Source organism: Cellulosimicrobium sp. JZ28 (assembly GCF_015327065.1).
Lineage (GTDB): Bacteria > Actinomycetota > Actinomycetes > Actinomycetales > Cellulomonadaceae > Cellulosimicrobium > Cellulosimicrobium funkei.
In genome coordinates, this window is sequence record NZ_CP017660.1 from 217,573 (window position 1) to 236,186 (window position 18,614).

19 protein-coding genes are annotated in these 18,614 nt (G+C 73.8%); 9 read left to right on the top strand and 10 right to left on the bottom strand.

Translation table 11 applies throughout. The features are described 5' to 3' along the window. Positions 1 to 22 precede the first annotated feature (22 nt). Positions 23 to 1,624, top strand: coding sequence for a mechanosensitive ion channel family protein (locus BJP59_RS00970; RefSeq protein WP_194521924.1), 1,602 nt, complete (start codon positions 23 to 25; stop codon positions 1,622 to 1,624). A gap of 54 nt (positions 1,625 to 1,678) precedes the next feature. Here the strand turns inward: BJP59_RS00970 and surE are convergent, their stop codons facing one another. From surE to BJP59_RS00995, 5 genes are all read right to left on the bottom strand, one after another. Next, a complete protein-coding gene (gene surE / locus BJP59_RS00975) occupies positions 1,679 to 2,452 on the bottom strand; it encodes a 5'/3'-nucleotidase SurE (protein WP_194521925.1) in 774 nt (257 codons plus the stop codon). A gap of 67 nt (positions 2,453 to 2,519) precedes the next feature. After that, entirely contained in the window at positions 2,520 to 3,530 is a 1,011-nt protein-coding gene (locus tag BJP59_RS00980; protein WP_194521926.1) for a 1-phosphofructokinase family hexose kinase, read from the bottom strand. Positions 3,531 to 3,539: 9 nt separating this feature from the next. Further along, a complete protein-coding gene (locus BJP59_RS00985; RefSeq protein ID WP_194521928.1) occupies positions 3,540 to 4,427 on the bottom strand; it encodes a glycerophosphodiester phosphodiesterase in 888 nt (295 codons plus the stop codon). A gap of 97 nt (positions 4,428 to 4,524) precedes the next feature. Then, positions 4,525 to 5,088 carry a TIGR03086 family metal-binding protein gene (locus tag BJP59_RS00990; protein ID WP_061269353.1) on the bottom strand — a complete coding sequence of 188 codons (564 nt, stop codon included), beginning with the start codon at positions 5,086 to 5,088 and terminating at the stop codon, positions 4,525 to 4,527. A gap of 121 nt (positions 5,089 to 5,209) precedes the next feature. After that, positions 5,210 to 6,268, bottom strand: coding sequence for a 2,3-butanediol dehydrogenase (locus BJP59_RS00995; protein ID WP_194522875.1), 1,059 nt, complete (start codon positions 6,266 to 6,268; stop codon positions 5,210 to 5,212). Positions 6,269 to 6,536: 268 nt separating this feature from the next. On the opposite strand from BJP59_RS00995, the gene BJP59_RS01000 reads away from it, so the two are divergent. After that, positions 6,537 to 7,682, top strand: coding sequence for a VanZ family protein (locus BJP59_RS01000; protein ID WP_194521930.1), 1,146 nt, complete (start codon positions 6,537 to 6,539; stop codon positions 7,680 to 7,682). Here the strand turns inward: BJP59_RS01000 and BJP59_RS01005 are convergent. Continuing rightward, complete coding sequence (locus BJP59_RS01005) at positions 7,669 to 7,851, bottom strand: hypothetical protein (RefSeq protein WP_085386565.1); 183 nt, start codon at positions 7,849 to 7,851, stop codon at positions 7,669 to 7,671. The genes BJP59_RS01000 and BJP59_RS01005 overlap by 14 nt on opposite strands. 264 nt (positions 7,852 to 8,115) lie before the next feature. Between BJP59_RS01005 and BJP59_RS01010 the strand changes: the two genes are divergently transcribed. Both BJP59_RS01010 and BJP59_RS01015 read left to right on the top strand, forming a co-directional pair. Next, on the top strand, positions 8,116 to 9,729 hold the full coding sequence (locus tag BJP59_RS01010; RefSeq protein ID WP_228485211.1) for a class I SAM-dependent methyltransferase: 1,614 nt from the start codon (positions 8,116 to 8,118) through the stop codon (positions 9,727 to 9,729). 241 nt (positions 9,730 to 9,970) lie between these two features. Then, positions 9,971 to 10,576 carry a hypothetical protein gene (locus BJP59_RS01015; protein WP_194521931.1) on the top strand — a complete coding sequence of 202 codons (606 nt, stop codon included), beginning with the start codon at positions 9,971 to 9,973 and terminating at the stop codon, positions 10,574 to 10,576. 234 nt (positions 10,577 to 10,810) lie between these two features. Here BJP59_RS01015 and BJP59_RS01020 read toward each other — a convergent pair whose 3' ends face one another. Further along, positions 10,811 to 11,413 carry a pyridoxamine 5'-phosphate oxidase family protein gene (locus BJP59_RS01020; RefSeq protein ID WP_144721519.1) on the bottom strand — a complete coding sequence of 201 codons (603 nt, stop codon included), beginning with the start codon at positions 11,411 to 11,413 and terminating at the stop codon, positions 10,811 to 10,813. 48 nt (positions 11,414 to 11,461) lie between these two features. Here BJP59_RS01020 and BJP59_RS01025 point away from each other — a divergent pair, with 48 nt between their 5' ends. Then, positions 11,462 to 12,076, top strand: a complete 615-nt coding sequence (locus tag BJP59_RS01025; protein WP_085386562.1) for a DinB family protein — start codon at positions 11,462 to 11,464, stop codon at positions 12,074 to 12,076. A 31-nt stretch (positions 12,077 to 12,107) separates the two neighbouring features. On the opposite strand, the gene rlmC is transcribed toward BJP59_RS01025, so the two are convergent. Continuing rightward, positions 12,108 to 13,232: a 23S rRNA (uracil(747)-C(5))-methyltransferase RlmC gene (gene rlmC, locus BJP59_RS01030; RefSeq protein ID WP_194521932.1), complete on the bottom strand. Its 1,125-nt coding sequence runs from the start codon at positions 13,230 to 13,232 to the stop codon at positions 12,108 to 12,110. A 236-nt stretch (positions 13,233 to 13,468) separates the two neighbouring features. On the opposite strand from rlmC, the gene BJP59_RS01035 reads away from it, so the two are divergent. Beyond that, the gene (locus BJP59_RS01035) at positions 13,469 to 15,115 is read left to right on the top strand and encodes a glucan endo-1,3-beta-glucosidase (RefSeq protein ID WP_194521934.1); all 1,647 of its coding nucleotides are present in this window, start codon (positions 13,469 to 13,471) and stop codon (positions 15,113 to 15,115) included. Positions 15,116 to 15,230: 115 nt separating this feature from the next. Here BJP59_RS01035 and BJP59_RS01040 read toward each other — a convergent pair whose 3' ends face one another. Further along, entirely contained in the window at positions 15,231 to 15,518 is a 288-nt protein-coding gene (locus BJP59_RS01040) for a DUF4287 domain-containing protein (RefSeq protein ID WP_034651273.1), read from the bottom strand. 71 nt (positions 15,519 to 15,589) lie between these two features. Then, on the bottom strand, positions 15,590 to 15,829 hold the full coding sequence (locus BJP59_RS01045) for a three-helix bundle dimerization domain-containing protein (RefSeq protein ID WP_144681878.1): 240 nt from the start codon (positions 15,827 to 15,829) through the stop codon (positions 15,590 to 15,592). Between the two features lie 206 nt (positions 15,830 to 16,035). Here BJP59_RS01045 and BJP59_RS01050 point away from each other — a divergent pair, with 206 nt between their 5' ends. The 3 genes from BJP59_RS01050 to BJP59_RS01060 all read left to right on the top strand — a co-directional run bounded on the left by BJP59_RS01050 (position 16,036) and on the right by BJP59_RS01060 (position 18,611). Continuing rightward, positions 16,036 to 16,497 (top strand): ATP-binding protein, encoded by a 462-nt coding sequence (locus BJP59_RS01050; protein ID WP_021479821.1) that lies wholly within the window; start codon positions 16,036 to 16,038, stop codon positions 16,495 to 16,497. Positions 16,498 to 16,878: 381 nt separating this feature from the next. After that, entirely contained in the window at positions 16,879 to 17,427 is a 549-nt protein-coding gene (locus tag BJP59_RS01055; protein WP_194521935.1) for a DUF4365 domain-containing protein, read from the top strand. Then, a complete protein-coding gene (locus BJP59_RS01060; RefSeq protein WP_194521936.1) occupies positions 17,424 to 18,611 on the top strand; it encodes a hypothetical protein in 1,188 nt (395 codons plus the stop codon). Before BJP59_RS01055 ends, BJP59_RS01060 begins: the two co-directional genes overlap by 4 nt. Positions 18,612 to 18,614 lie beyond the last annotated feature (3 nt).

Consider the following 18,614-nt stretch of genomic DNA (forward strand, 5'->3'; position numbering starts at 1 on the left):
GCACCCTGCCTAGCCTGGGGGGATGGACACCGAGCTCGAGAACACGACCGACGTCCTGCTCACCCTCGGTGCGGTCGCGGCGGGCGTGGTCCTGGCGTTCGTGCTGGGGACGGTGATCTCCGCCGTCGTGCGGCGGGCCGGGCGGCGCAGCGAGCTGGCCCGGGACCTGTCGCGACGGCTCCGGCGGCCGGACCGCGCGGTCCTCACCGTCGTCGCCGTCTGGATCGCCGTGCGCGTCACCACCGACGCCGGGACGCCGTGGCGGCCCGCCGTCGAGCACCTGCTGCTCATCGCGCTCATCGTGGTCGGGGCGTGGTGGGTGGGCGCGATCGCGTTCGTGCTCGAGGACTCCGCGCTCCAGCGCTACCGCATGGACACCGCGGACAACCGGCACGCGCGCCGCGTCCGGACGCAGATCACGGTGCTGCGTCGGCTCACCGTCGCGGTGATCGTCGTGTGCGCGGTCGCGGGCATCCTGCTGACGTTCCCCGCCGCGCGCGCGGCGGGGGCGAGCCTGCTCGCGTCGGCCGGCCTCATCTCGATCGTCGCGGGGCTCGCGGCGCAGACGTCGCTCGCCAACGTCTTCGCGGGCATGCAGATCGCGTTCACCGACGCGATCCGCGTCGACGACGTCGTGGTGCTCGAGGGCGAGTGGGGGCGCATCGAGGAGATCACCATGACGTACGTCGTCGTGCACCTGTGGGACGACCGCCGGCTCATCATGCCGTCGACCTACTTCACGACGACGCCGTTCCAGAACTGGACCCGGCGCGCGGCCGACCTGCTGGGCACGGTCGAGCTCGACCTCGACTTCGAGGTGCCGGTCGGCCCCATGCGCGCCGAGCTGCGGCGCCTGCTGGGGCTCACGGACCTGTGGGACGAGCGCGTCGGCATCCTCCAGGTGACCGACGCCGTCGGGGGCCTCGTGCGCGTGCGCGCGCTCGTCAGCGCGCACGACGCCCCGACGCTGTTCGACCTGCGGTGCTTCGTGCGCGAGGGACTCGTCGACTGGTTGCAGCGCGCCGCGCCCCGGGGCCTGCCGCGCACGCGGCTCGAGCGCGCGGTGGACGCCCTGGACCTCGACGGGCCGGACGAGCGCGACGGGCTCGGCGCGCCGGACGGGGCCGACGCGCCCGGTGGCCCCGGCCGCGACGCCACGGACGACGGCGGTCCCGTCGCCCCGGCGCGGCCGCCCCGGCTCCCCGCCGAGCGCGGTGCGCGCCGTGCCGACGCGCCCGTCGTCCTCGGCACGATCCGGCGCGCGGGCCGCGGCGCGGGCGCCGCGCCGAGCGAGGACCCGACGCGGCTCGTCGGGGTGGTGCCGGGCCCGGACGACGGCGCGGGTCGTCCCGGCCCCACCGGGCCGACCGCGGCGGACGGGGGCGTCGACGCCGAGGCGCCGGGCAGCACGCGGCCGCTGCCCGCCGTCGGGCACGACGACGACCTGCCCGAGGCCGCGGAGTCCGCCTTCTTCAGCGGGACGCCCGAGGGCGAGGAGCGCTCGCGGGCGTTCGCCGGACCCGGTCAGGACGTCATCGAGGAGCGCGAGCGCACCGCCGAGCACGAGAAGGTGCCGGACGAGACCCCCGACCACGACACCGGCGACGGTCGAGCACGTGGTTGACGACCGGATCGGCCGCGACGCGGTCGCGGATCCCGTGCTGGACGGCGAGGGTCGTCAGGCCAGGGGCGGGAGGGTGGGGATGTCGACGCTCGCGTCCGCGTAGGGGGCGACGAGGAGCGTCGCGGTGGCCCAGCCGCGCGTGAGCAGGCCGGTGTCGGAGTCGGGCTCGGAGTGCCGCTCGGTGCCCGAGTACTGGAGCACGAGGTGCCGGTCGCCGTCCTCGTGGATGTTCGCCTGGACGAGGCCGAACGACGCGAGGGGCGCCTGCCGCAGCCCCCGCAGGCGGTCGGGGGCGACGTCGGGCACGTTGACGTTGAGCGTGCGCCGGTCGAGCGGGACCTCGGCGGCGCTCCCGTCCATCCAGGCGAGCACGTGGTCGGTGACGAGCCGCGCGGTGTCCCAGTGCCGCGGCTCGGCGGCGTCGACCGAGACGGCGAGCGACCGGATGCCGTGCGTCATCGCGGACAGCGCCGCGCCCACCGTGCCCGAGTGCAGGATCGCGTTGCCGGTGTTCGCGCCCTTGTTGGCGCCCGAGAGCACGAGGTCGGGCCGCGGGCCGAACCCCCCGTAGGCGGCGACGAACGCGATGAGCGCGGGGGCGGCGCGCACGGCGTAGGAGGTGACGTCGTCGGGCAGGCCGGGCGCGCGGCGCGGCTCGACGGCGAGCCGGCCGTCGCGCTCGGCGCCCAGCAGCGCGGCGCTCGCCCCGGACGACTCCCGGGCGGGCGCCGCGACGACGACCTCGTACCCGGCGTCGAGCGCCGCCCCGGCGAGCACCGCCAGGCCGGGGGAGTCGATCCCGTCGTCGTTGGTCACGAGTGCGCGCACGCGGTCCTCCTGAGGGTTCGGGTTCCGGTCCGGGTTCTGGTGCGGGGCCACGCTCCGCGGGCCGGCGTCAGGTCACGTCCTCGACCGTGACGCTGCGCGCGAAGCGCTCGATCTGGTCGCGGCGCCCCGTCCCGAGGCCCCGCCGCGTGACGTTGAGCGCACCGGCCGCGGCGCCGAGGCGGACGGCGTCGGGCAGCTCGAGCCCGCGCCCCAGCCCGACGGCGATCCCCGCCGTCATCGAGTCGCCCGCGCCCCGGTGGTCGACGGTCGTGACGCGCGGCGTCGTGACGCGGTACGTGTGCTCGCGCGTGACGAGCAGCGACGGGTCGTGCGCGCGGGACACGACGAGCGCGCGCGGGCCGGCGTCGACCATGGCGCGCGCGGACCGCAGGAGCGACTCCTCGGACTCGTCGTCGCTGAAGCCGCCCTCGACGAGCTCCTCGTGGCTCATCTTCAGCACGACCCCCGGCGCGTCGGCGACGGCCCGCGCCTGGTCGGCGGAGAGGTCCGCGACGACCTGGCTGTCGGAGGCGTGCAGGTCGTGGGCGAGACGCCGGAAGAACGACGCCGGGACCCCGACGCCCGTCTCCGAGCCGGTGAGGATCGTGACCGCCGCGTCGAGCGCGCTGACCAGGACGGTGCTGTAGAGGTCGTCGACCTCGTGCCGGTTCAGGGGGTAGGGGTCCATCGTCACGAGCTCGGTGCGCTGGCCGCTGCGCCGGTCGTGGACGAACGCCCCGTTGCCGCCGGTGCCGACCGTGCGCAGCTCGAGGTTCTCGGTGCGGGCGAGGTGCGCCGCGACGCTGCCCGTCTCGCCGCCGAACGGCCCGCAGACCACGACGTGCGCCCCGAGCGAGTAGGCCATGCGCGCGAGCCACAGGCCCTGCCCGCCCGGGTGGACGTGCACCTCGGGCGACGTCTCGGTCGGCCCGGCGGGCTCGATCTCGATCGCGAGAAGCGGCGTCAGGGCGAGCACGCACACCGCAGGAGACCGGGGCGCGCCGCCGGGCGCGGCAGGGCTCGTCGCGGTGCCGGGCGGGTGCGCGCCCGGGGGCGTCGGCGGGGTCGTCGCGCTCATCCGTCGAGGCTAGGGCGACGCGGCGAGGTCCACCTCTCGGGCGCCCGCGTGCGCGGCGGGGCCGAGCCGCGCGTCGAGCCAGCCGACGAGGCGGTCGGGTCGGTCGGTCATGATGCCGTCGACGCCCTGGACCAGGAGGTCGTCCCACTCGTCCGGCGTGTCCGCGGTCCAGACGTGCACGCGCAGGCCCGCGTCGCGCAGAGTCTCCACGATGCCCGGCTCGTGCGCGAGGAGCGCGACCTCCGGGTGGCACCCCACGACCCCGAGGTCCGCGCACACCGCGACCAGCTCGTCCAGGCTGTCCGGGTGCAGCGCGAGCAGCAGCGCCCGGTCGAGGTGCGGCGCGGCGTCGCGCAGCGCGGCGACCGTGGGCGGCCAGAACGACTGGACGACCACCCGGTCCCCGATCCCGGCGGCGTCCACGACCCCCGTCACGAGCGCCGCGTCGTCCGCCGACCACACGCCCTTGAGCTCGACGAGCAGCTCCAGCCCGGGCCGCTCCGCGACGAACCGCGCCGCCTCCTCGAACGTGGGGACGCGCTGGCCCGCGAACGCCCGCGCGAACGACGACCCGGCGTCCAGCGCGCGGACCTGCGCCAGCGTCAGTCCGTCCACGCGGCCGGTGCCGTCGGTCGTCTCGTCCACGACGTCGTCGTGCAGCACCACGACGTGCCGGTCGGCCGTGAGGTGCACGTCGAGCTCGATCGCGTCCGCGCCCGCGCGCCACGCCGCCTCGAACGCCGCGAGCGTGTTCTGCGGCGCGACGGACGAGTTGCCCCGGTGCCCGACGACGAGCGGCCGGCCCGCGCGGTCGGCGACCGGTTCGAGGAGACGGGCGCGACCCGGTGCGCCGGGCGGCTCCGCCGGCGTCCGGGGTGCGGTGCGGTCGAGCGGCATGGGGCCAGTCTCGCGCGCGGCGCGCCCGGCCGTCCTGCGCAGGACGCCGCTGGCCGGACGTTCCGCCGACGTTCACCCGGTCGTCGTGCGACGGCGGTCAGCGCGCCCGGCCGGTGAGCGCGAGGAGGCGCGTGAGGTCGTCGGCGCCGTCGTCGACGTCGAGGGGACCGCGGAAGAGCGGGCCGGGCTCGAGGAACGTCGAGCGCGCCTCGGCGTAGCGCAGCGCCCACGCGACGAGCGCCGGGTCGACCTCCTCGTCCCCGCCCGTCGCCCGGGCCAGGTCCCACGCGTGCACCACGAGGTCGAACGTCATCTGCGCGCAGTACTCCGCACCCGACTCGTCGCCGTACGAGAGGTGCACGCGACGGTCGAGGGCGTCCGGCGCGAGGAACGCCTCGCGCGCCTGGACGGACGCGTCGACCCAGCGGTCGACGGGGTCGTCGCCCAGCACGTCCCCGTCGAACACGCCGCCGACGTCCTCGATCCAGCGGCCCGCGAGGAGCTCCGGGGCCCAGAGCTGCTCGGCCGTGACGTGGTTGACGAGGTCGCGCACGGTCCAGTCCGCGTCGGGCGTGGGGAGCGGCCAGCGGTCGTCGCGCAGCGGGCGCACGAGCGCGTCGAACGCGCCGATCGCGTCGCCGTGGGCGGCGAGGACGTCCATGCGGGCCTCCCGGGGCCGGGTGCTGCGGTGCTCCTCCACCGTGGCACGCCCCGCCGTGCACCGCAGGTCGAGCAGCGCGGCCCGCGGCCCCCGGGGACGGTGGGGGCCGCGGGCCGCCGTCTCACACCGACACGACGATCTTCACGTGGTCGTCCTTGTGGTCGATGAGCTCTCGGTACCCCTTCTCCACGACGTCCTGGACGGCGATGCGGCTCGTCACGAACGGGGCGAGGTCGACCTTGCCCTCCTGCACGAGCCGGATCACGGCCGGGTGGTCGTCCGCGTACCCGATCGCGCCCTTGATGGTCAGCTCGCGGAGCAGGACCGTCATGACGTCGAGCGTCGGCGGCTCGGAGAACAGCGCCACGATCTGGAGCGTGCCGCCCGCCTTGAGCGCGCGGGTCAGCGTGTCGAGCACGGGCTGCGCGCCCGAGCACTCGATCGCGACGTCCGCGCCGCGGCCGTCCGTGAGCTCGAGGACCCGCGCGGCGACGTCGACCTCGCGCGGGTCGAGGACGTCGTCGGCCACCCCGGTCTCCAGCGCCTTGGCCTTGCGCGCCCCGCTCACCTCGGTGACGATCGCGCGCGCCCCGATCGCGTGCAGCACCGCGCACGTGAGCAGGCCGATCGGACCCGCGCCGCCGACGAGTACCGTGTCGCCCGCCTGCGCCCCCGACAGGCGGACGCCGTGGTACGCGACGGCCAGCGGCTCGATGAGCGCCGCCTGGTCCAGCGGGACGTCGCCCACCGGGTGCACCCACCGCCGCTCGACGACGACGTGCTCCGCCAGCCCGCCGCCGCGGCCGGAGATGCCGATGAAGCCCATCTTCACGCACGCGTTGTAGAGCCCGTCGCGGCACGGCGGGCACTCGCCGCACACCATGAACGGCTCGACGACGACCGCGTCCCCGACCGCGAGGCCCTCGACGCCCTCGCCGAGCTCCTCGACCACGCCGGAGAACTCGTGCCCGAACACGACGGGCAGCGTCTCGCCCGACAGGGGGTGCGGCTGCGTCTCCGACGGCGCCGGCGGGAACGGGCCCTCGAGGTAGAGGTGCAGGTCCGAGCCGCAGATCCCCGTCCACGCGGGCCGGATCTTCACGGTCCCCGGCCGGGTCTCGGGCTCCGGGACGTCCTCGATCCGGAGGTCTTCCTTGCCGTGGTACCGCGCCGCCTTCATCGTGCTCACCTCGTCCGTCGTGCCGCGCGCACCGGTCGGTGCGCGGCGGGCGGGCTCGGACCGGTCCTCGGTGCACCCGCGGCGACCCGTGGTTCCCGACCGCACCTCCACGGTAGGCCTGAGGCCCCGCCCCGGGCCGCGCCGAAGGTCCCGCCGGACGGGGCCGGTCGTCGTCGGCCGCGATACTGGGGCCCGTGACGCCGAACCCGACCCCGGACCCGACCGTGACGCGCGCCGCGCGCCGTCCCGCGCAGGGCGGAGCCCGCGCGTGACCGACCGGTGGACGTGGCCCGCGTACGTCGGCCTGCTCGGGGGCGCCCTGCTCTTCGCCGCCTTCCTCGTGCCCGCGCTCGCGTGGCAGTACCGGCGGTACGGCCGCCTGAGCGGCCGACGTCTGCTCGGGGCGGCCGCCGTCGCGGTCTACGGGGTCGCGCTCGTCGCCTACACGCTCCTGCCGCTCCCGAGCGGCGACCTCGCGCGGTGGTGCGCGCAGCACGGCGTCGCGGGCGCCGAGCTCGTGCCGTTCCACTCGCTCGCGGACGTCCGACGGGACACCGCCGGGCTCGGGCTCGGCGCGACCCTGCGCAGCACCGCCGTGCTCCAGGTGGTCTTCAACGTCGTCCTGTTCGTCCCCTGGGGCGTGCTCGTGCGGCGCTACCTCGGCCGCGGGGTGCTCGTCACGACACTGTCCGGCCTGCTCGTGTCGCTCCTCGTCGAGACCACGCAGTACACCGGGATCTTCGGGATCATCCCGTGCTCGTACCGGGTCGCCGACGTCGACGACGTGCTGACCAACACGCTCGGCGCGCTCCTCGGGGCGCTCGCGGCGCCCCTCCTGCTGCGCTGGATGCCGCGCGCGGGAGAGCTCGAGGCGCGCCGGGAGGAGGCCCGGCCGGTGACCGTCTGGCGGCGGTGGCTGGGGATGCTGCTCGACGCGCTGCTCGTCACGGCGCTGGGCGTCGTGCTGCAGGTCGCCTACCGCACGGTGCTCTACGCGCTCGGGCGCCCGCTGCCCGACGGCGCGGACTGGGCCCAGTGGCTGCTCGGCACGCTCGTGCCGTTCGTGGTCGTGTTCGTGGCGCCGACGTTCCTCGGCAGCGGTGCCTCGTGGGGCCAGCGGACGGTGTGGCTCGCCCCGCGCTGGGGCGGGCGGCGCGGCACGACGGCGCAGCGCGTCGCCCGCGCGGCGGCGGGCGGAGCCCTGTGGGGAGCGCTCGGCCTGCTGAGCGACCTGCCGGCGGGGCTGCCTGCGGCGGTGGGGGTGGCCGCCTCGGTCGCGGCGCCGCTCGCGGCCCTGTTCGCGGTGGTGTCGGTGGTCGCGGTCCCGTTCACCCGCGGGCGCCGCGGGCTCTCGGGTGCGGTGAGCGGGGCGGAGCTCGTGGACGCGCGGAAGGTGTCGGTCAGCCCTCGGTGAGCAGGCCGACGAGCAGGGCCACGGCGCCCCACACGAGGAGGCCGCCGCCGACCGCGATCGCGATGCCGCTCGCACCGGTCGACCCGGCGCGGCGCGCGCCGCGGGCGGCCGTCGCGGCGATCGCGAGGCCGGACACGACGAGCACAGCCCCTGCCACGATCCAGAACATCGCCCATACCGTCGCATACGGCGCGCCCCGCTGCATCGTGGACGGCCGTCCAGTCCGGGCGTGTCGCGCGGCGCGGACGCGTGCCCGGACCCGCGCAACCGCACCGTTCCGCGCCTCGTGAGCGTCCGTGCCCCGGACGCGGGCCCTGCGGGTGCTGCGTCCGGCCGCCCGAGACGTGAGACGGGTGGCGCCCAGGGCTGCGGCTGTCGGCCCGAGAGGTGAGACGGGTTGCGCCCGGGTGCCGGCTGGCCGCACCGTGTGCGGGTGCCCCTCCCCACCGACGGCCCGCCCGTGCGCCGCATCCTCTTCCCCGGCCGCCACCACGTCGTCACGCGCTACCAGGTTGACTACCTCCGGGCGCTGCGCGCCGGTCTCGTGCACGACCTCGACGGTCGGCGGGTGCGCTGCGCCCCCGACGTGGAGGTCGTCTGGGTCGTGACGTCCGCCAACCACGCCGGAACCCGCCGCAACCCGCTGCCCGGGCACCGGCGCGAGGCGCTCGTCGAGAACGTCACGACCCGGGAGGGCCTCGCGTCCGTCGTCGTGCCCGTGCCCGACGTCGCGCCGGACGACCGCTTCGCCCACCTCGTCGTGACGAGCGTCGCGACCGCGACCGGCGTCGCGCCCGACCCCGCGGACACCGTCGTCGCGTGCTCGACGCCCGCGCTCGTCGACGCCTACCGCGCCCTCGGCTACCGGGTCGCGGGGGTCGAGCTCGACGTCGCCGAGCCGGGCGGCGACCTCCCCGCGCGGCCGTGGGACGTCGTCGAGCAGATCGCCGCGGGGGACGAGCGCTGGCGCGACGTCGCGCACCCCGCCGTGCCGGAGTTCTTCGCGCGCTACCGGTTCGTCGAGGACGTCCGGCGCATCTTCGCCGACCCGGTCGTGTCCGGCGACGGCGACCTCACCTCGACGCGCGACTACCGCACGTACGCCGCCGCGTTCGAGGACGCGTCGGCGCGCAAGTGGGCCCAGGTCGCCCCGCACGTGCGGCCCGGGCGGATCGTCGACATCGGGTGCGCGACGGGCGGCCTCCTGGAGCACGTGGCGCGCGAGCCGCGCCTGCACGAGTCGGACCTGTTCGGCGTCGACGTCGCGCGGCACCTCGTCGCGGAGGCCGAGCACAAGAAGGCGCAGGGCGTGTTCGCGAACCCGCACGTGTGGTTCGTGCAGGCCAACATCCTCGACCGGTCCGTGATGCCCGACGCCTCCGTCGACACGACCCTCACCGTCGCGCTCACGCACGAGGTGTCGTCGTACGGGGACGGCGTGCGCGACGTCGAGACGTTCGCGCGCCGCGTCCACGCGCACACGCGGCCCGGCGGCGTGTGGATCAACTCGGACGTGTGCGGCCCCGCGGAGCCGGACCGGGTCGTCGTGCTCACGCTGCGGACCGACGACGGCGCCCCCGCGACCGGCGACGGGCCCGGCGGCGCCCGCACCGACCTCGACGACCTCGCGCGCGAGGACGTCGCGGCGTGGGTCGGGGCGCTCTCGACCGACGCCCGGCTCGTCCAGTTCGCGTACGACTTCCCCCGCCTCTCCGGGGCCGACTTCCGGCCCGAGCGCGTGCGCCCCGGGTCGTGGCGGCTCACGCTGCGCGAGGCGATGGAGTTCCTCACGCGCAAGGACTACGTCGACAACTGGCTGTCCGAGAGCCACGAGCGCTTCTGCGACCTCACCGGCCCCCGGTGGGCCGAGCTCCTCACCGCCGCCGGGTTCGAGCTCGAGCCGGCCAGCGGGGCGTGGCGCAACGAGTGGGTCGTGGAGCACGCGTTCACGCCCGTCGCCGCCCTGCACGACGCCACGACCGGCGAGCCCGTCGACTGGCCCGACACCCACGTCCTCACCGTCGCCCGCCGCCCCGAGCTCGCCTGACCTGCCCGCCCTGCCGAGGTCGAGCCGCAGTCGCGCGGGCTCGCGCGAGGTAGAGCCTCGGTGGGCCGAGGTAGAGCCCTGGTCGCGCGAGGTAGAGCCCAGGTGGGCCGAGGTAGAGCCCTGGTCGCGCGAGGTAGAGCCCAGGTGGGCCGAGGTAGAGCCCAGGTCGTGACCTCGGCTCTACCTCACCGGACGGGCTCTCCCTCGGGAGGGCGTGGCGGCGTGGTCGTAGGCTCGGAGCGTGCTCCTCGACGCCCGCACGCTGCGCGGCCTCCAGGACGGGACGGTGACGCTGGCGTTCCGCCGCTGGACGACGCCGCGCGTGCGCGTCGGGACGCTCCAGCGCACCCGGGTGGGCGTCGTCGAGGTGACGTCGGTCGAGCGCGTGCCCGCCGGTCCGGACGGCGCGCCCGTCGTGTCCGACGACGAGGCCCGCCTCGCGGGGATGACCTCGCCCGAGCGTGTGCTCGCTCGGGGCGCCGGGCGCGAGGGGGACCTCTACCGCGTGGGCCTGCGGCTCGCCGGCCCGGACCCGCGCGTCGCGCTGCGCGAGGACGCGGACCTCGACGAGGACGCCGTCGAGCAGCTCCGCACCGCGCTCGCGCGGAAGGACCGGGCCGCCGCGGAGCCGTGGACGCGCCGGTACCTCGAGCTGATCGGCACGCACGAGGGCGTCGTCGCGCGCGAGCTCGCGGCCGGGCTCGGGATGGCCCGCGACGACTTCAAGGTGCGCGTGCGTCGGCTCAAGGAGCTCGGCCTCACCGAGAGCCTCGACGTCGGGTACCGCCTCTCGCCGCGCGGGAGGGCCTACCTCGCCGCGACGGCGGACGAGCGGCCCGCCTCGTGAGGTCGAGCTCCCTCGCGGGGCCAGGCCTCTACTCCGCGCGACCAGGCCTCTACCTCGCGGACCTGGGCTCTACCTCGCGAGACCCCGCCTCGACCTCGCAGAACCGGGCCTCTACCTCGGCGAGGTAGAGGCCTGGTAGTGCCTGTCGGCGAGACGTGCGCGCGGACGTGCGCGCGGGCGTGCGTCGCGGGTTCTCGGGTGCGCACGCACCCAGGAGCCCGGTGTCGCGAGACGTCAGCGCCCGAGGGCTTCACGTGGCGTCGTGGCCTCCACGGTGTGGGAGCCGTCGCCGATCGCCGGGAGGCCGTCGATGCTCGTGGTGTTCTTCGTGACGCGGTAGGCCTCGAGCTGCTCCGGAGTCTTGCGATCGGCCCAGCGGTCGAGCAGGTCCCGGTCCTCGACGAGGGCCATGCGCGGCACGGAGAACCCGCACGAGTCGGAGACCCGCGTCACGTCGACGACCACGACGCCGCGCTGACCCGCTGTCTCGCGCTTGGGGAAGCGGGCGCGCAGCGCGTCGAACTCCGGGCTGCCGGCCTCGACGTACCGGCCGGTCCCGTGGAAGCGGACGATGTTGGGCGGACCCTCGAACGCGCAGAACATCACGACGATCCGGCCGTTCTCGCGCAGGTGCGCGGGCGTCTCCGCGCCCGAGCCGGTGTAGTCCAGGTAGGCGACGCGGTGCGGCCCGAGCACCGCGAACGTCCCGGCCATGCCCTTGGGCGCGACGTTCACATGACCGTCCGCGGCGAGCGGCGCGGTGCCGACGAAGAACACCGGCTGCGCGAGGACGAACGCCGCCAGCCGGTCGGTGATCTCTGCGTGCACGGTGGCCATGAGGGGAGTCTGGCACCGGTGTGGGCGGTCGTCGGTAGCGTCCGGTGGATGAGCACGAGGACGGCACCGGACCACGACCCCAAGGCGACGCTGCTGCGGTACCTGAGCCGGGAGCGCGACGCGCTGCTCGCCAAGGCGGAGGGGCTGAGCGAGTACGACGTCCGCCGTCCGCTCACGCGCACCGGCACGAACGTCCTGGGGCTGGTGAAGCACGTGGGCAGCGTGCAGCTCGGCTACCTGCACGAGGCGTTCGGCGGCACGCACGACCTCGACCTGCCCTGGTTCGCCGACGGCGCGGAGGTGAACGCCGACATGTGGGCCACGGCGGACGAGAGCCGGGAGGAGATCCTGGAGCTGTTCCGGCGGTCGACGGAGCTGTGCGACGCGACCGTGGCGTCGCTCGACCTCGACGCACCCGGGCACGTGCCGTGGTGGCGCCCGGAGAACCGGGACGTCACGCTCCACCAGGTGCTCGTGCACGTGCTCGCGGAGGTGGCGCACCACGCCGGGCACGCCGACATCGTGCGCGAGCTCGTCGACGGCGCGGCGGGCGACGGGCGGGGCAACCTGCCCGCGCTGGACGACGACGAGTGGGTCGCCTACCGGGCGCGCGTCGAGTCTGCGGCCGTCGAGGCGTCCCGACGCGCGGGGGAGCGCCCCTGAGCCGCGCGGCGCTCGCGGACGCCGGGCGAGGTCAGGCGCGCTCGAGCAGGACCGCGACCTCGTAGTGCGACGTCTGCGGGAACATGTCGAGCACGCGCGCCTCGCGCGGTCGGAGGGATGGCATGAGGGCCAGGTCGCGCGCGAGCGTCGTCGCGTTGCAGCTCGAGTAGACGACGTGCCCGACGCCGGACCGCTCCAGCCAGGTGCTGAGCGACTCCCCGATGCCGCGCCGCGGCGGGTTCACGACGACGAGGTCCGGCACGTCCTGCCGTGAGAGGGCGAACGCGGTCGCGTCCTCGGCGAGGAAGGTCGTGCGGTCGAGCCCGGCGTCACGCGCGGTGAGCCGTGCGCTCGCGACGGCCTCGGCGCTCGTCTCGACACCGACGACGTCGCGCGCGGGCCCCGCGACGTGCAGCGCGAACCCGCCCACGCCGCAGTAGAGGTCCCAGACCGTGGCGGGTGCGGCGTCGTCCACCCAGGCCCGGCCCTGGCGGTAGAGGGCCGCGGCGACGTCGGTGTTGGTCTGGAAGAAGCTCTGGGGGCGCAGGTGGAGGTCGATCCCGTTGACGTGCATGCGCAGCGTCTCGGTCTCGGTGAGCACGATCTCGGTCTCGCCCTCGACGACGGCCTTGTGCTCGGGGTGCAGGTTCACGGACACGACGCGCAGCGACGGGAGAGCGTCGAGCAGGACAGGCAGGTGCTTGCGGACCCGCGGCACGGACTCGGTGGACCGCAGGACGAACCGCGCCATGAGGTCGCCGTCGGGGGAGAGGGTGACGAGGACGTACTTGAGCTCGCCGCGCCGCGTGCGGACGTCGTAGGGGACGAGCCGCGCGCGCGTGACGAACGCCGCGAGCGCGGGGAACGACGCCTGGAGCGCGGGCGGGTAGAGCGGGCAGTCGGTGAGGTCGACGCCGCCGCCCTCCGCGAGGATCCCGAGCACCGGGGCGTCGGTGGTGCCGGTGACGACCATCTTCGCCTTGTTGCGGAAGCCTGACTCGGCGGACTCGACCGTCGGCAGCCAGGCGAGGTCCGGGCCGAGCGGGGCGAGGAGCTCGGCGCAGTGCTCCTGCTTGCCGGTGACCTGCGCGGGGTAGGCGAGGTCGAGGAGGGTGCACGACCGGCACCGGCCGGCGTCGTAGTGGTGGCACTGCACTCGTTCGAGTCTACGGGCGACCGGCTCCCTCCCGGGGCCGCGCACGGAGAGAGCGCCGCGGCGTCGATCCATGGCCTCCAGCACGCCGCACCGGACGCCGGGGAGCGCTCCCTGGCGTCGCGGGCCGTCGTCCGTTACGGTCGTGGCAGCGCTTCCACACCTCCTGTGGCAACGCTGTCGCCGGAACGGTCCGGCGACCGGTTTCGACGGAGCAACCGAACAGGAGCAGATCCCGTATGCCTCACGACAGGAAGAACAGCAGCAGACGAGCGTGGGCCGCGCTGTGCGCCGCGGTCCTCGCGGTGAGCGGGGCGCTGGTCGGCGTGGCGGCGCCCGCGAGCGCGGTCCCCGCGACCATCCCGCTGACGATCACCAACGACTCGGGCAGGGGGCCGATCTACCTGTACGTCCTCGGCGAGCGCGACGGCGTCGCCGGCTGGGCGGACGCGGGCGGCACGTTCCACCCGTGGCCCGGCGGGGTCGGGCCCGTGCCCGTCCCGGCGCCCGACGCGTCGATCGCCGGCCCCGGCCCCGGTCAGTCCGTGACGATCCGGCTCCCGAAGCTGTCCGGGCGCGTCTACTACTCGTACGGCCAGAAGATGACGTTCCAGATCGTGCTCGACGGGCGGCTCGTCCAGCCCGCCGTCCAGAACGACTCCGACCCCAACCGGAACATCCTCTTCAACTGGACCGAGTACACGCTCAACGACGGCGGCCTGTGGATCAACAGCACGCAGGTGGACCACTGGTCCGCGCCGTACCAGGTGGGCGTCCAGCGCGCCGACGGGCAGGTTCTCAGCACGGGCATGCTCAAGCCGAACGGCTACGAGGCGTTCTACACGGCCCTCGAGAGCGCGGGGTGGGGCGGGCTCGTGCAGCGCGCGCCCGACGGGAGCCGCCTGCGCGCGCTCAACCCGTCGCACGGGATCGACGTCGGCAAGATCTCGTCGGCCTCGATCGACTCCTACGTCACCGAGGTGTGGAACTCGTACCGCACGCGCGACATGGTCGTCACGCCGTTCTCCCACGAGCCCGGCACGCAGTTCCGCGGCCGGGTCGACGGCGACTGGTTCCGCTTCAGGAACGGGTCCGGGCAGGAGGTCGCCGCGTTCAAGAATCCCGACGCGTCGAGCGTGTACGGGTGCCACAAGGACCTCCAGGCGCCCAACGACCACGTCGTCGGGCCGATCGCCCGCACCCTGTGCGCCGCGCTCGTCCGCACCACGGCGCTGACGAACCCGAACCAGCCGGACGCGAGCAGCGCGGGCTTTTACCAGGACGCCCGCACGAACGTGTACGCGAAGCTCGCGCACCAGCAGATGGCGAACGGCAAGGCGTACGCGTTCGCGTTCGACGACGTCGGCGCGCACGAGTCGCTCGTCCACGACGGCAACCCCCAGGCGGCGTACATCAAGCTCGACCCGTTCACCGGCACGGCGACACCCATCGGGAACGGCAGCAGCACCGAGCAGCCGGGCACCCCCGGCGGTCTGCCCACCGGGACGGGCGCGCTCCGCATCGGGAGCACACTGTGCCTCGACGTCCCGTGGGCCGACCCGACCGACACCAACCAGGTCCAGCTCGCCACCTGCAGCGGCAACGCGGCGCAGCAGTGGACGCGCGGCACCGACGGGACGGTGCGCGCCCTCGGCAAGTGCCTCGACGTCGCGCGCAGCGGGACGGCCGACGGCACCGCCGTGTGGATCTACACGTGCAACGGCACGGGCGCGCAGAAGTGGACGTACGACTCCGCGACCAAGGCGCTGCGCAACCCGCAGTCCGGCAAGTGCCTCGACGCCCAGGGCGGCGCACCCCTGCGCGACGGCCAGAAGGTCCAGCTCTGGACCTGCAACCAGACCGACGCCCAGCGCTGGACGCTCTGACCGCGCCCGTCGCCTGAGCCGCCCCGCGCCCCGGTGCCCGACGACGCCCGCTCCCGGGACGTCGTCGGGCACCGGCGTGCGGGCCGAGGGAGGGCCGCGCCGGGCCCGCCGGGTGTCAGGCCGGCCGGGTCGCCTTGCCGTCGAGCCACAGCGTGTCGGAGTCGTCGCGGTGCGAGCCGTCGGACCCCACGTGCTTCGACGAGATCTGCGGGCCCTTCGTGATGACGTGGACCATCGCCATGCCGTGCCCGCGGCCCAGGCCGTAGTCGTCCCGGAGCCACTCGAGGATCGGGGTCGCCTTCGTCGTCTCGTCGAACCCGCGCTCGTGCGCGAGGTCGACCAGCTGGCGCGGGGTCAGACCGGTCTTGTCCTCGACCGCGTCGAGATAGGCCTGGAAGGACATGCGAGCTCCTCGTCGTCGGGGCAGGTCGATCGACCCGCCGCGAACGTACCGACGGCCGCCCACACCCGGACTCATCGGTCGCGGTGCACGCTTCCGCGGGGCGGCCGGTGCGCCCGCTCGCCCGAGCGCAGCACGTCCATCACCGCGTTCTCCACCAGCACCGGCACGAAGTCGCGCACGTGCGCGGCCTGGTACCGGCCCAGCTCCGCGAGCACCTGCTCACGGACGTCCTCCACCGGCACGTCTGGGAAGCGCGTGCTGACCCGCTCCACCACGACGTCGATCTCGCGGTCCTCGTCCTCGATCGCCATGGTCCGACGGTCCGGCCGCACCCGTCCCGCGCGCAACCAACGGGGGATGAACGCGCGGCGTCGGGCCGCAGTCGGGCCGCTGACCGGCCCGCCCCGGTGGCCGGGCCGGCGGGCTCCCGGTGAGCCGGGCGGGACGGGGTGCGGGCCGGGGGTTCGCGTGTCAGGGTGGCCGCTCCGCTCCTTCAAGCCGCTGGAGGTACCCCCGCGTGGACGACCAGACCCTGATCGACGTCCCCCTCGACGACGCCGACCTCATCACGTCGATGCCGCCCGAGGAGTACCAGCTCGTGGAGGAGTGGGTGCTCTCCACGACGGAGGAGCTCTCCGCGCTGCGCGCCGGCCTCGTGGCGACGCTCGAGAGCCAGGGCGTCGCGTCGACCGGTCGGCTCTCGTCCACGCCGGACAAGCTCGTCCTCATCGCCTCGGAGCTCGCGACCAACGCGCTGCGCCACGGCCTGCCCCCGACCATCGTGCGCCTCGCCCGCAGCGGCGACCGGTTCCTCCTCGAGGTCGCCGACCACGACGTGTCCACCGAGCCCGTCTACGCCGGTCGCCGCATCCCCGGCGCGGGCGGCGTCGGCCTGCACATGGCCCGCCAGCTCTCGCTCGACGTCGGCTGGTACCGGACCGACGACGTCAAGACCGTCTGGGCGACGTTCACGGCCTGAGCGTCTGCTGACCAGGGCACGCGGCGCCGGCTGGCGGTCCACCAGGGCGTGGCCGTCCGCCGGGTGGCGCCGTGAGAGAGCTGGGGCGTCCGCGGGCCAGGAGGTGGGCCCCGTGGGGTTCGAACCCACAACCTACGGATTAAAAGTGCGATCCGGCCAGTGGTGCCACGCGCGACGAGGGATGCGCCGACGTCATGTCCATCCAGGTCAGGCGGCATTTCTGAGGCTCCCTGGCTCGTAGCGGTGATGCCGAGCATAGCCCTACAGGGTCAAGAGTTGCCACGCATCTGCAACGCACGCGCCGACAGCGCCCGGGTGAAAGTGGCTCAGGTGGCGGACAGCCCCTCGCGGCGCGCCAACGTAGCCCTTACGCTGCGGCTCATGTCGCTCGCAGTCGAACCGTCTGACCGCCCTGCGGTCCTGCGCGGCTCGCCTGAGCGGCTGACGAACCACATGGAACAGCTGCAGAACGGCTACGTGCAAGCCATCGCCGCTGCCGCTGGATGCGGTCTCTTGACCCATAGCTTCGACTCGGGCGTGGACTTCACGGTTACGCACCGGGCCGACACCCACCACGGGCACGTAGCGTCGCTCGAACTGCAACTGAAGGCGACCAGTCAGTTCGCCGGTGTTAACAGTGAGCATGTAGAGGTACGGCTAAGTCGGGCTCGGTATGACTACTACCGCAGCACTGACGTGACGATCCCTCGGATTGTCGTCGCCATGAGCCAGCCACGGGAGCAAGATGACTGGGTGGACGTTTCGCACGATGCGCTAACTGTCCGCCACGCCGCATACTGGGTCTCGCTCCGAGGTGCCGAGGCGCGTGAGACTGAGTACGTGAATGTTCGGGTCCCCCGGTCTCAGATCTTCGACGACAAATCTCTGTGCGACATGATGTGCAGGATTGGTCAAGGGGGCCACCCGTGAGCCTCGAGCCGAAGACGATCGAGCCACTAACGCGGACGTTACAAGCTTTCTCATGGAGATCGGTTGGTGGCGTTCCAGGGTTGTTTGAGGTGTGGGAGGACGACCACGGGCGCTCAGAGATCCTCGTACCGACGAACCCGAACAAGGCCGATTTCACCGTCCTGCTCGGTCGCGCATACGAGCAACTCCAGTCGCTGCTCGGCGAGAAGGGTGCGCGCTACCTGGCTGCCGAGGAGCTCAGCCTTACTTCGTCTTTGGACCTTTCTAGATGGCACAAGGAGTCAGACCTTCCCAACGGTGTGATTCGCTGGCCCGTCGGGGAGCGACACTTCCTTGCTGTCCGTGCGGCTCTCAGTGCGTCCGCAAAGTCCACCCGTTCGCCGCGCAAGTATCACGGTAATGGGGGAGCGTTCATCGCAAGCGCGTTCCTCGAGGAAACCCTGATGGGCCAAACGCAGATCGGGAGCTTCGTTGTCACGGCGCACGTCCCTTCCAACGCCGTGATTCCGACGACGAGGTCCAGCGCAGAAAAGCTGGATCGGCGCGAGCGCGGTGCGGAGACGATCTCTACTGCCGCGATCCTTGACAAACTTGAGACGGCGCTCGCGACAGCGCAGGAAGGGCTGAGCGAGTACAAGCGCCGGCCAAACCTTGATGCGTTCGATGGTGCGGAGGAGGAGGGGCTGTCACACGAGCTCGCGAAGGCGCTCGCCGACCTAGCGCGTGATGGCGAGTGTGCGGTGCAGGTCGAGCGGGAAGGCGACCTCGTCCTACCGAACCGCAAGTCGGAATTTACTTTCTCCGCTCCGGATGCCGCCGTCTTCGACAGTCTTGCGACCCGGCTTGTGCAGGACATGGAGCCGCGCGAGGTCGTGCTCAGGGGCGACGTAACACTCCTAAGCAAAGAGCAAGAACTCGGCGACCAAGTCCGGACTATCAGGCTCAATGTGGAAGGCGAGCCCGGAGTACGGAAGGCTCGCGTCCGTCTCAGCCCAGAGCAGTACCGCCATGCACTCGCCGCACACGGTGATGATCTCCAGTTGCAGGTACGCGGCAGGCTGGAGCGTGAAGGCAACCTGTACTGGCTCTACGACCCACGTGACGTTGCAGTGATCGAGTTGCCCAATCCGTTCGCATCCCTTGAGGCGGAGCGGCACGACCAACAGCGGCTGTTCGACGAGTAAATC